This window comes from Blattabacteriaceae bacterium (assembly GCA_036390115.1).
Lineage (GTDB): Bacteria > Bacteroidota > Bacteroidia > Flavobacteriales > Blattabacteriaceae > DASQPV01.
Genome location: DASWCM010000006.1, coordinates 1 through 11,476 on the forward strand (window position 1 = coordinate 1; position 11,476 = coordinate 11,476).

General features: G+C 31.6%; 7 protein-coding genes and 1 tRNA gene. 1 reads left to right on the plus strand and 7 read right to left on the minus strand.

The annotated features are described in order from the left end of the window. Window positions 1–177 precede the first annotated feature (177 nt). Window positions 178–1,215 (plus strand): ketol-acid reductoisomerase, encoded by a 1,038-nt coding sequence (gene ilvC, locus VF849_01595; protein HEX9232721.1) that lies wholly within the window; start codon window positions 178–180, stop codon window positions 1,213–1,215. On the opposite strand, the gene rpoC is transcribed toward ilvC, so the two are convergent. From rpoC to VF849_01630, 7 genes are all read right to left on the minus strand, one after another. Further along, complete coding sequence (rpoC, locus tag VF849_01600; protein ID HEX9232722.1) at window positions 1,212–5,387, minus strand: DNA-directed RNA polymerase subunit beta'; 4,176 nt, start codon at window positions 5,385–5,387, stop codon at window positions 1,212–1,214. The genes ilvC and rpoC overlap by 4 nt on opposite strands. Continuing rightward, a complete protein-coding gene (rpoB, locus tag VF849_01605; GenBank protein HEX9232723.1) occupies window positions 5,374–9,210 on the minus strand; it encodes a DNA-directed RNA polymerase subunit beta in 3,837 nt (1,278 codons plus the stop codon). Before rpoB ends, rpoC begins: the two co-directional genes overlap by 14 nt. A gap of 2 nt (window positions 9,211–9,212) precedes the next feature. Then, window positions 9,213–9,590: a 50S ribosomal protein L7/L12 gene (gene rplL / locus VF849_01610; protein ID HEX9232724.1), complete on the minus strand. Its 378-nt coding sequence runs from the start codon at window positions 9,588–9,590 to the stop codon at window positions 9,213–9,215. Between the two features lie 3 nt (window positions 9,591–9,593). Next, window positions 9,594–10,097 carry a 50S ribosomal protein L10 gene (gene rplJ, locus VF849_01615; GenBank protein ID HEX9232725.1) on the minus strand — a complete coding sequence of 168 codons (504 nt, stop codon included), beginning with the start codon at window positions 10,095–10,097 and terminating at the stop codon, window positions 9,594–9,596. After that, on the minus strand, window positions 10,097–10,765 hold the full coding sequence (rplA, locus tag VF849_01620) for a 50S ribosomal protein L1 (protein ID HEX9232726.1): 669 nt from the start codon (window positions 10,763–10,765) through the stop codon (window positions 10,097–10,099). Before rplA ends, rplJ begins: the two co-directional genes overlap by 1 nt. A gap of 3 nt (window positions 10,766–10,768) precedes the next feature. Beyond that, complete coding sequence (gene rplK / locus VF849_01625) at window positions 10,769–11,197, minus strand: 50S ribosomal protein L11 (GenBank protein ID HEX9232727.1); 429 nt, start codon at window positions 11,195–11,197, stop codon at window positions 10,769–10,771. Window positions 11,198–11,402: 205 nt separating this feature from the next. After that, window positions 11,403–11,475 (minus strand) — tRNA-Trp (locus tag VF849_01630). Window position 11,476: the final 1 nt, after the last annotated feature.

Sequence of the window (11,476 nt, forward strand, 5' to 3'; positions counted from 1 at the left end):
TCTTTCTTAAGTTCTACTTGAAAAGGATTCGGATAACGGTGATATACCTCACCTATCGGATTTTCGTTAGCATCTAGAAAAATATGAGAAGATCCATAAAATACTTTCCTAGCAGAGTAATATGGCCTGAGCTCCTTAATGCCTTAAAAAGGATCAGAGATCATAATTATGATAAAAATGAAAATAAAATTTGGCTCTATAGAAGAGAATATCATAACTAGAAAAGAATTTTCCTTGACTAAAGCCAAAGAAATATTGAAAAATGAAACCATATCTATTTTAGGATATGGGGTACAAGGCCCAGGACAAGCACTTAATTTAAGAGATAATGGTCTATCTGTTATTATTGGGCAACGATGTAACTCCGTTTCTTGGGAAAAAGCCATACAAGATGGATGGGTAGATGGAGAAACCTTATTTACTTTAGAAGAAGCAGCAGAAAAAGGGACTATATTAATGTTTTTATTGTCAGATGCTGGCCAAATTTCTACATGGCCAAAAATTAAAAAATATTTAAAAAAAGGCAAATCCCTATATTTCTCTCATGGATTTGGTTTAACCTTTCAAGATCAAACTAACATTCTCCCCCCAAAAGATATTGATATTTTCATGGTAGCTCCAAAGGGATCTGGAACTAGTGTAAGAAATCTTTTTCTTGATGGAAAAGGAATCAATGCTAGTTATGCTATTTATCAAGATTATAGTGGAAGAGCTTTAGAGAAAACTTTAGCAATAGGGATTTCCATAGGTTCTGGATACTTATTTGAGACAAGTTTTAAGAAGGAAGTGTATTCAGATTTAACAGGGGAAAGAGGTACTTTAATGGGAGCCATTCAAGGAATTTTTGCTGCACAATATCAAGTACTGCGTGAAAATGGACATTCTCCTTCAGAAGCATTTAATGAAACGGTGGAAGAGTTTACACAGAGTCTCGTTCCATTAATTGGAGAGAATGGAATGGATGGGATGTATGCAAATTGCTCTACAACTGCACAAAGAGGAGCTCTAGATTGGTGGAAAAAATTTAGAGATGTAACTTTGCCAATTTTTAAAGAGTTATACCAATCAGTTATAAATGGAAACGAAGCACAAAGAGTTATAAAAGCCAATAGTATTCCTAATTATAGGAATCTTTTAAAGAAAGAATTAAAAGAACTAAGTGAAAGCGAATTATGGAAAACTGGATCTTTCTTATTACGGCTTAGACCCTATTAAGGGTAAATACCAGTTCCAGTAGGTGGTTTATTTCCCACAATAACATTCTCCTTTAGCCCCTTCAAATGATCAGTTTTGCAACGTACCGCTGCTTCACATAAAACTTTTGTTGTTTCTTGAAAAGAAGCAGCAGAAATAAACGATTTCTTTTGTAAAGAAGCTCGGGTAACTCCTTGCAATATTGGTTTTGCCAATGCAAGCATTGCCCTTCTAGTTTTAAGAACCTTTTTCTTTTGTAGTATTAAATACTTATTTTCTTCTTGCAATTCATAATAGTAAATCAACTGACCAACTTTAAATAATTCTGAATCTCCTGAATCTACAACAATTTTCATTTTTAAAATTTTTTCATTTTCTTCAATTAAATCATCCTTATATTCTATACTTCCCTCGATAAATTTTGTATCCCCTGAATTTATAATTTCTACTTTCCGCATCATTTGTCGTACAATGATTTCAAAATGTTTGTCATTAATTTGAACCCCTTGTAATCGATATACCTCTTTAATTTCTTGTACTAAATATTTTTGAACGGCTCTAGATCCCAAAATCTTTAGAATATCATTTACAGAAATATCTCCATCTGATAAAGGATCTCCAGCTTTTACAGAGTCATTATTCTGAACCAAAATTTGTTTGGATAGTTTAATGATATATTTTTTTACTACTCCAGTATTAGATAAAATCCTAATTTCTCTATATCCTTTATTGATTTCCCCAACCCTTACCAAGCCATCTATCTCAGAGATTACAGCTGAATTAGAAGGATTTCTAGCCTCAAACATTTCTGATAAACGAGGGAATCCTCCTGTTATATCACTTAATTTAGAGGAAGTACTGGGAACTTTAACTAATATTTTACCTTGTTTAATTTTATCTCCATTGTTTACCTGTAGATGAGCACCTCTAGGTAAGTTATAAACTTTTAATTCTTCTCCTTTATCGCCTACAATTTTCAAAGATGGAATGATGTTTTTTTGGCTGAATTCTGAAAATTCAGCAATTACTTTTTCTTTAAACCCAGTCTGTTCATCACATTCTACATTATAGGTCAATCCAGGTTCTATGCAATCATAAAATACCGTTCCAGATATTTCCGAAATAATAACTTCGTTATATGGATCCCAACTGCATATTTTTGTTCCTTTCTTGATTTGGTCTCCATGATTAACATATAAATTAGATCCGTATGGAATATTATTGGACATAATCACTTCTCCATTTTTATCAATAATCCTTAACTCAGAGGAACGAGATATTACGACTAATTTTTTAGCCCCCGATTCCTTTTTATATTCTACAGTTTGAATATCTAAAAATTCCACAACACCTGCACCTCTTGCATAAATTTTAGAGGCTTCAGAAATATTTAAGACCGAACCTCCAACATGAAAGGTTCGCAATGTTAGTTGCGTTCCAGGTTCTCCAATAGACTGAGCGGCAATAACCCCAACTGATTCACCAACTTTTACAATTTCTCCATTAGAAAGATCGCACCCATAACATTTAGCGCATATTCCTTCTTTAGAATCACAAGTTAAAGGGGATCTTACATTAAGAGAGTCAATTCCAGATTTTTCTATTTTTAGAGCAGATTCTTCGCTAATAATTTCTCCAGAATAAACTAATAAAATATTCCTTTTAGGATCATAAACATCATTTAGTGAAATTCTACCTAAAATTCTAGAAGACAACGGTTCAATAATTTCCTCGTTTTTTTTTAAAGCGTAAATTTTTATACCCATTAGAGTATGGCAATCTTTTTCTTTAATTAGAACATCTTGAGCTACATCTACTAATTTACGGGTGATATATCCAGCTTCTGCTGTTTTTAAAGCGGTATCAGCTAATCCTTTTCTAGCTCCATGTGTTGAGATAAAGTATTCCCAAATTGACAAACCTCCTAAAAAATTTGATATAATGGGATTTTCTATAATTTCTCTATTTTTAGATCCACTTTTTTGAGGTTTAGTCATTAAACCTCGCATACCGAAAATTTGTCTAATCTGTTCAGTAGATCCTCTAGCCCCAGAATCAAGCATCATATAAACGTTATTAAATCCATGTTGATCCTCTTTCATTTTTTTTCTTACCCTCTCGGTCAGAATTGAGTTAGCATTACTCCAAACATCTATCACCTTATGATAACGTTCATTGTTTGAAATAAATCCCATGTTATAATTTTTTTTTATTTCATCTACTTTAGATAAGGCTTTTTTCATTATTTTCTCTTTATCTTCTGGAATAATGACATCTCCTAAACTAAAAGATAATCCTCCCTTAAAAGAATGATAAAAACCAAGTTCTTTAATTTCATCTAAAAATTTAGATGTGGTAGAAACATCAGTTCTCTTTAGAATTTTTCCTATTATATCTCGTAAAGATTTCTTTGTCAACAATTCATTAACGAATCCTACGTTATTGGGAATGATTTTATTAAATAATACTCTTCCCGTAGTAGTTTCTACAAAATCTTTACAAACCTTAACTCTGATAGAAGCATGTAAATCGATTATTTTATTATCATAAGCAATTTGAACTTCTTCAGGTGAAGAAAATATCCAACCATTTCCTTTCAGTTTTCGTACAGACGGAGCTATTTTAGTCATAAAATAGAGACCCAAAATCATATCTTGAGAAGGAACCGTAATTGGGTCTCCATTCGATGGATTCAAAATATTCTGAGAAGATAGCATAATTAATTGAGCTTCTAATATAGCTCCAGGGGATAATGGTAAATGTACTGCCATTTGATCTCCATCAAAATCAGCATTAAAAGCTGCACAAACTAAAGGATGCAGTAATATTGCCCTTCCTTCTAAAAGAAGGGGCTGGAACGCCTGAATCCCTAATCTGTGCAAAGTAGGAGCCCTATTAAGCAAAACAGGATGTCCTTTTATGACATTTTCTAAAATTTCCCATATAAATGGTAATCTTTGATCTATAACTTTTTTTGCTGATTTTACTGTTTTAACGATTCCTCTTTCTATAATTTTACTAATTAGGAAAGGTTTATAAAGTTCTGCTGCAATTTCTTTGGGAAGTCCACATTCATGCAACTTAAGTTTAGGCCCAACGACAATAACAGAACGAGCAGAATAATCTACACGCTTTCCTAAAAGATTTTGTCTAAATCTTCCTTGTTTTCCTTTCAAAGAATCCGAAATAGATTTAAAAGGTCTATTTGCTTCAGATTTCATAGAATAAACTTTCTTAGAATTATCGAAAAGTGCATCTGCAGCCTCCTGTAACATTCTTTTTTCGTTTCTAATAATCACTTCTGGAGCCTCCATTTCTATAAGACGTTTTAACCTATTGTTTCTAATTATTAAACGTCTATAAAGGTCAATTAAATCAGATGTTGCATAACGTCCACCTTCTAAAGGAAGAATAGGCCGTAAATCAGGTGGAATAACTACCACTTTTTCAATAACCATCCAAGATGGATCTGATCCTTTATTTTTTCCTTCAATAAAAGCTTCCATAAGCTGCAAGCGTTTTAAGATTTCTTTACGACTACTTTCAGGTTTCTGATATATTTTACTACGCAGTTTTTGGTATATAGAGTCAATATCTAAACGAATTAGCAGATCTTTTAAAGATTCAGCTCCCATTTTAGCAATAAACTTTTCAGTATTGCCATCTTCTAAATATTTATTTTCTAGTGGTAAATTTTCTAAAATAGATAAATATTCTTCTTCAGTTAGAAGATCTAAATATTTTACAGGGGTGCCATCAAGTCTTTTCGCAATTCCAGGATTTATGACCAAATAACGTTCATAATATATGATCATATCTACCTTTTTTGAGGGCAGCCCAAGTAAATTTCCAATTTTGTTGGGCGAAGATCTGAAAAACCATATATGAACAACTGGAACAACTAAATTAATGTGTCCAATTCGTTCCCTACGAACCTTATTTTCAGTAACTTCTACTCCACATCTCTCACAGGTAATTCCTTTAAATCTAATCCTTTTATACCTCCCGCAATAACATTCATAATTATTAATAGGCCCGAAAATTTTTTCGCAGAACAACCCTCCAATTTCAGGTTTATGAGTGCGATAATTAATAGTTTCAGGTTTAAGAACTTCACCATTGGATTCTTGTAAAATAGATTCTGTAGATGCGAGCCCAATAGTAATACTTCTGAATTTTTTATTTATTTTCATCTTCGTCAAAAGAAACATTAAAACCTAATCCTTTAAGCTCATTACATACTACTTTAAAAGATTCAGGAATACCTGGGTCTGGAATTTCTTCACCTTTAACAATAGATTCATAAGTCTTTGAACGACCAGGAATATCATCCGATTTAACTGTAAGCATTTCGTGTAAAATATTACTAGCTCCAAAAGCTTCAAGAGCCCAAACTTCCATTTCACCAAATCTCTGTCCTCCTAATTGAGCTTTTCCACCCAAAGGTTGCTGGGTAATAAGGGAATAAGGTCCAATTGACCTTGCGTGCATTTTATCATCCACCATATGACCAAGTTTAAGCATGTAAATAACCCCAACAGTTATAGTTTGGTCAAATCTTTCTCCAGTTTCTCCATCAAAAAGATGAACTTTTCCCAAACGTGGAATTCCTGCTTGATCTGTACATTTATTAATTTTCTCCAGGTTAGCTCCTTCGAAAATAGGAGAAGAAAACTTTATTCCTAATTTATCTCCTGCCCATCCTAAAATAGTTTCATATATTTGCCCTATATTCATTCTAGATGGAACTCCTAACGGGTTTAAAACCATGTCAACCTTACTGCCATCTTCTAAGAAAGGCATATCTTCATCTCGAACAATATAAGCAACCACCCCTTTGTTCCCATGCCTTCCTGACATTTTATCCCCTACTTTCAATTTTCTCTTTTTAGCAATAGAAATTTTAGCAACTTCTCTAATTCCAGAAGGTAATTCATCCCCTAAAATAATAGAAATTTTTTCCTTTTTAAAATTTTTGTGCAAATCTATCATTTTTATTCTGTAATTATGCAAAATTTTTTCTATTAGTGAATTTTTCTTTTCATCAAATGTCCAATTTTCCTTTATGGACGAATATTCCTGTATACTATTTAATAGATCTTGGGAAAAGTTTTTTCCAAATGGAAAGATTTCTTTTCCTCTTTCAAATAACTCGGAAACTCCTTGAGAAATTTCATTATTCACTAAAACTAAAAGTTTTTGAATGAGTTTATCTCTCAATTTAGAGAAATAATTTTTATATTTTATTTCAATATTTTTTACTTCTTTTTTCTCCCAATCAATAGATTTATTATTTGGATTTTTACTATAAAAAAGTTTGGTATCAATTACCACTCCATCTAGAGTTTGGTCTGCTCTTAAAGAAGTATCTTTAACAGATACGGACTTTTCTCCGAAAATTATTCTAAGAAGTTTTCTTTCTGGGGAAGAAGAATAATCAGATCCTATTTTAGGGGTTATCTTTCCAACCAGAATATAACCTGGTTTTACTTCAGCGCCAATTCGTATAATTCCATTTTCATCTAGATTTTTTATCATATATTCGTGTACATTAGGCAGGTAACTGGTGAATTCTTCCATTCCAGATCTAGTATCTCTTAATTCTAAGGAATATTCCTCAATATGAATTGACGTAAACCAATCTTCCCTAACTACCTTTTCAGAAATTACGATAGCATCTTCAAAATTATATCCTTTAAAAGGCATGAAAGCCACTTTTAAATTCCGACCTAAAGCTAATTCTTTCTTATCAGTGGAATATCCACTACAAAGTATTTCTCCTTTTTTTACTTTCATTCCACTCTTAACTAAAGGTTTTATCGTTATACAAGTATTTTGATTAGTTTTTCTAAATTTAATGAGGTTATATATTTTTACTTCTGGATCTGGATCAAAAAGTACGAATTTTTCTTCTTCACTTTGTTCATAACGAATGTGAATTTGATTTGCGTCAACATATTCAATAATTCCATCTTTTTCAGCCCTAATAAACACACGAGAATCTTTGACCACATCTTTTTCTATTCCAGTTCCAACAATAGGGGCTTTAGGTTTTAACAAAGGAACGGCTTGTCTCATCATATTAGATCCCATTAAAGCTCTATTAGCATCATTGTGTTCAATAAATGGAATAAGTGAAGCTGATATTGAAGCAATTTGATTTGAAGCAATATCCATGTAATTTACCTCTTCTGGTTTTACTTTAATAAAATCCCCATTTTTTCTAGAAAAAACTATATCAGAAGTAATACAACCATAAGAATTTATCGGAGTCTTTACTTGAGCAATTACTTTTCCGTATTCTTCTTCAGCTTCCAAGGAAGCTGGTTTTTCCAAAAAATTTACTTTTCCATCTACAACCCTCCAATATAGAGTTTCTATAAATCCCATGTCATTGACTTTAGCGAAAGTAGAAAGGGAGGATATTAGCCCTATATTTGGTCCTTCAGGACTCTCTATTGGGCATAAACGTGCATACTGAGAGTAGTTAACGTCCCTGACTTCAAACCCAGCTCGTTCTCTAGATAATCCTCCAGGGCCTAGAGAGGATAATCTTCTTTTATGAGTCATCTCAGATAGAATATTAGTTTGATCCATTAACTGAGAAAGTGGATTGGTTCCAAAAAAAGCGTTAATTTTCGACGAAAAAATTTTAGGATTGATTAGCTCTGTGGGAGTAAACCCCTCCTTATCTAGAAGATTCATTTTTTCTCTAATTCCTATTGTGCTTATAGGAAGCACAATCCTAAATAAATGATCAAGTTGTTCCCCTGTAGTTCTTACTCTCCGATTAGAAAGATGATCTACATCATCTATTTCTCTTTTAGAGTTAAATAAATCATTTAAATAATGGATTATGGCAATAATATCCTCTTTTGTAAGAATATGGCAATTTCGATCAATATTTACCTTTAAACGTCTATTTAGCCTATCTCTTCCAACAGCTCCTAAAGAATATCTTGAAAAGAAAAGCTTTTCTATAACACTAAGAGCAGTTTCTTCATCCGTAGGTTCAGAGTTCTTTAACTGCTTATATAAGTATTTCAAAGCTTCTTTTTTAGAAGAAGTCTGATCTCTTTGAAGAGTATTATAAATTATAGAATAATCCTTTTTATCTACTCTATATAGAATAACGCTACTAATCCCCATTTCTAGAATTTTATCAATATGTTCTTGTTCTATTAGAGTATTTCTCTCCAAAATTATTTCATTGCGCTCTACATAAAATAACTCTCCAGTATCTTCGGAAACAAAAGACTCATACCAGGTTTTCAATAGACGAGAAGCAAGAATTCTATTAAGAATTTTATGAATATTCGAATTGGTTATTTGGAAATTTTCAGCTAAATGAAATAACTCCAATATGTCTTTATCTTTTTCATATCCAAATGAACGTAAAAGTGTTGTAATAGGGAGTTTTTTCTTTCTATCAATATAAGCATATAGAACGTTATTAATGTCAGTAGAAAATTCTATCCATAATCCCTTTAATGGAATAACCCTTGCAGTATATAACTGTTTTCCATTTGAATGATAAGATTTTCCAAAAAAAATTCCTGGAGAACGATGTAGTTGTGAAACAATAATTCTTTCAGATCCGTTAAAAATAAAAGATCCAGTTGGTGTCATGTAGGGAAAGGTTCCTACATAAACTTCCTGACAAATTGTTTCGAAATATTTTTCAATATCCGTACGGTATAATTTTAGCTTAGCTTTTAATGATACACTGTATGTAATCCCTCTTTCAATACACTCTTTTATAGAAAATAGAGGAGGATCTATAGAATAATCTAAAAATTCCAAAACGTAATTATTTTTTCTATCCGAAATAGGAAAAATTTCCGTAAATACTTTATACAAAACTTCATTTTTCCTATTTAAGGGGGTAGGATTTAATTGGAACAATTTTTGGTATGATTCCAGCTTAATCCTAAGAAAGTCTGGATATTCTACGTTTTTTTTTACTGAAGAGAAACTACTCCTTTCCATATTATTTTTTCTAAAAATGTTTTTCATAATTATAGGAATAATACTTCAGCTCCAGCTTCTTCAAGCTTCTTTTTTATTTTTTCAGCTTCTTCTTTGCCTACGTCATTTTTGACAACTCCATTTGGAGCAGATTCCACTAAATCCTTAGATTCTGTTAGGGTTTTTCCAGTAATTTCTTTAACTAATTTTATCAATTTTAGCTTGGAAACCCCAATTGATTTAATTACTATATCGAAAACAGATTTTTCCACCACTTTTTGGTCAACTTTTTTTTCTGAGGAAGTTCCTGGAAAAACGTAGTTTGCAGGTTCAATCCCATATTTTTTTTTTAAAAAATTGATCAATTCATTTACCTCTTTTACGGTTAAATTTACTAATTTTTCTGCTAATTTATCTATTTCTTCCATTATTTAATTTTTTAAACTAAATGTGCTATCTAGAAAATGAAGAATACGAGATACTCCAGATTGTAGGATAGAAAGTAAGCTTTTTAAAGGGGTTTGTAAAAAATGAAGGGCTTCTTTGAGTAATTCCTCCCTGGATTTAATGTTAGCCAATACTTCAAAATTTTCATCTCCAATAAAAAAGGATTCCTCCACATACGCCCCTTTTAAAAAAAGTTTGGTACGAAAATTTTTCATTATTCTTATTGTTTTATTCCCAGGTTCAGCCGTAATCAAAGCTGTTCCTCCCTTAAGTAGATTATAAAACGGATGAAAATTTTTTTTCATCGCTTTTTTTAGTAAGGTATTTTTTACGAACTGTATCTTTCCTTGAGCCTCAAGTAAGCTTTTTCTTAAATGAAAAACTTCTTTAGCATTTAATCCAGAAATATCTACCAGATAAATAGATTTTTTTTCAGAAAAAATCGTTTCCAACGATTCTATTAACTCTTTTTTTTTCTTTCTTGTCATTATATCTTTTTTGGATCTATCGATATTCCTGGCCCCATCGTATTTGATAAATAAATACTCTTTATGGGTTTCAAACTATTTAAAGTGTGAATTAATGCTTGCGCATTCTCTTGAATTTCTTTAGGAGAAAAAGAAACTTTTCCAATGCTTGCATTAACTATTCCATATCTATCTGATAGGAAATCTATTTTTCCAGATTTTATTTCTCTAATAGCCTTTCCAGGATAAAGTGTCACAGTTCCTGACTTAGTATTTGGCATTAACCCCCTAGGTCCAAGAATTCGCCCCAATATTCCTAACTTGGGCATAAGGGATGGAACTGTGACAATTATATCGAAATCTACCCATCCTTCTCTAATTTTAGAGAGGTATTCTTCTAAACCTACATAATCAGCTCCAGATTCTTTAGCTTCCTTGTTTTTTTCTGGAGGAACCAAGGCTAATATAACTATTCTCTTTCCTTTGCCATTGGGTAAAAAAACAACTCCACTAATCATATGATTAGTTTTTTTTGTATCAAAAACTAAACGAACGGATAGATCGACTGAAGCATTAAATCTCACAAAAGACGTTTTTTTAACTAATTTAGATGCTTCTTCAAGATTATATTGCTTATAAAAATCTATCTTTTTACGGATTTCCTTTTGCTTTTTAGATATCTTTTTCACGTTTTAGTTTATATCAATCCCCATGGATCTAGCTGTACCTTTTATCATAGACATAGCTGATTTAAGTGTAAAACAATTTAAATCAGACATTTTTATTTCTGCAATTTTTTTTACTTTATTCCAGTCAATTTCCCCTATTTTAAACCTATTAGGCTCTTTAGAGCCTTTCTTAAGTTTTACTGCTTCTTTTAGAAGCAGTGATACTGGAGGTTTTTTTATTACAAAATCAAAAGATTTATCATCATAAATAAAAATTACGACAGGACATATTTGTCCTTTTCTCTCTTTAGTACGACAATTGAATTGTTTACAAAATTCCATTATATTCACTCCAGAACTTCCCAAAATAGGCCCAACTGGAGGAGAAGGATTCGCTGATCCTCCAATTATTTTTTCTATCCTAAGCCTTTTTATTACTTTTTTAAAAGTCATTTTTGTTAAAAAAGTTTTTGGAGAATCCAGATAAATATTTCATCTATAAAATGTAAGATAAAAGAGAAAAAAATTGTATAAATAGATATTTTTAAAACAAAATAATATAATTTATTCCATTTTGGCAAAGTTACATTTTCGATGAATTCTTCATATATTCCTAATATGAAGTTTTTTATTTTTCTCATAAAAGATGGAATAAATGCACGGGTGGCAAGATTCGAACTTACGTTTTCCAGTTTTGGAGACTGGAGCTTTACCAACTAAGCTACACCCGTT

Bases quoted from the DNA above. Each gene is read 5' to 3' on its own strand.
- ilvC (HEX9232721.1), top strand. From the start codon at position 178: ATGAAAATAAAATTTGGCTCTATAGAAGAGAATATCATAACTAGAAAA.
- rpoC (HEX9232722.1), bottom strand. From the start codon at position 5,387: ATGAAAATAAATAAAAAATTCAGAAGTATTACTATTGGGCTCGCATCT.
- rpoB (HEX9232723.1), bottom strand. From the start codon at position 9,210: ATGAAAAACATTTTTAGAAAAAATAATATGGAAAGGAGTAGTTTCTCT.
- rplK (HEX9232727.1), bottom strand. From the start codon at position 11,197: ATGACTTTTAAAAAAGTAATAAAAAGGCTTAGGATAGAAAAAATAATT.
- rplL (HEX9232724.1), bottom strand. From the start codon at position 9,590: ATGGAAGAAATAGATAAATTAGCAGAAAAATTAGTAAATTTAACCGTA.
- rplJ (HEX9232725.1), bottom strand. From the start codon at position 10,097: ATGACAAGAAAGAAAAAAAAAGAGTTAATAGAATCGTTGGAAACGATT.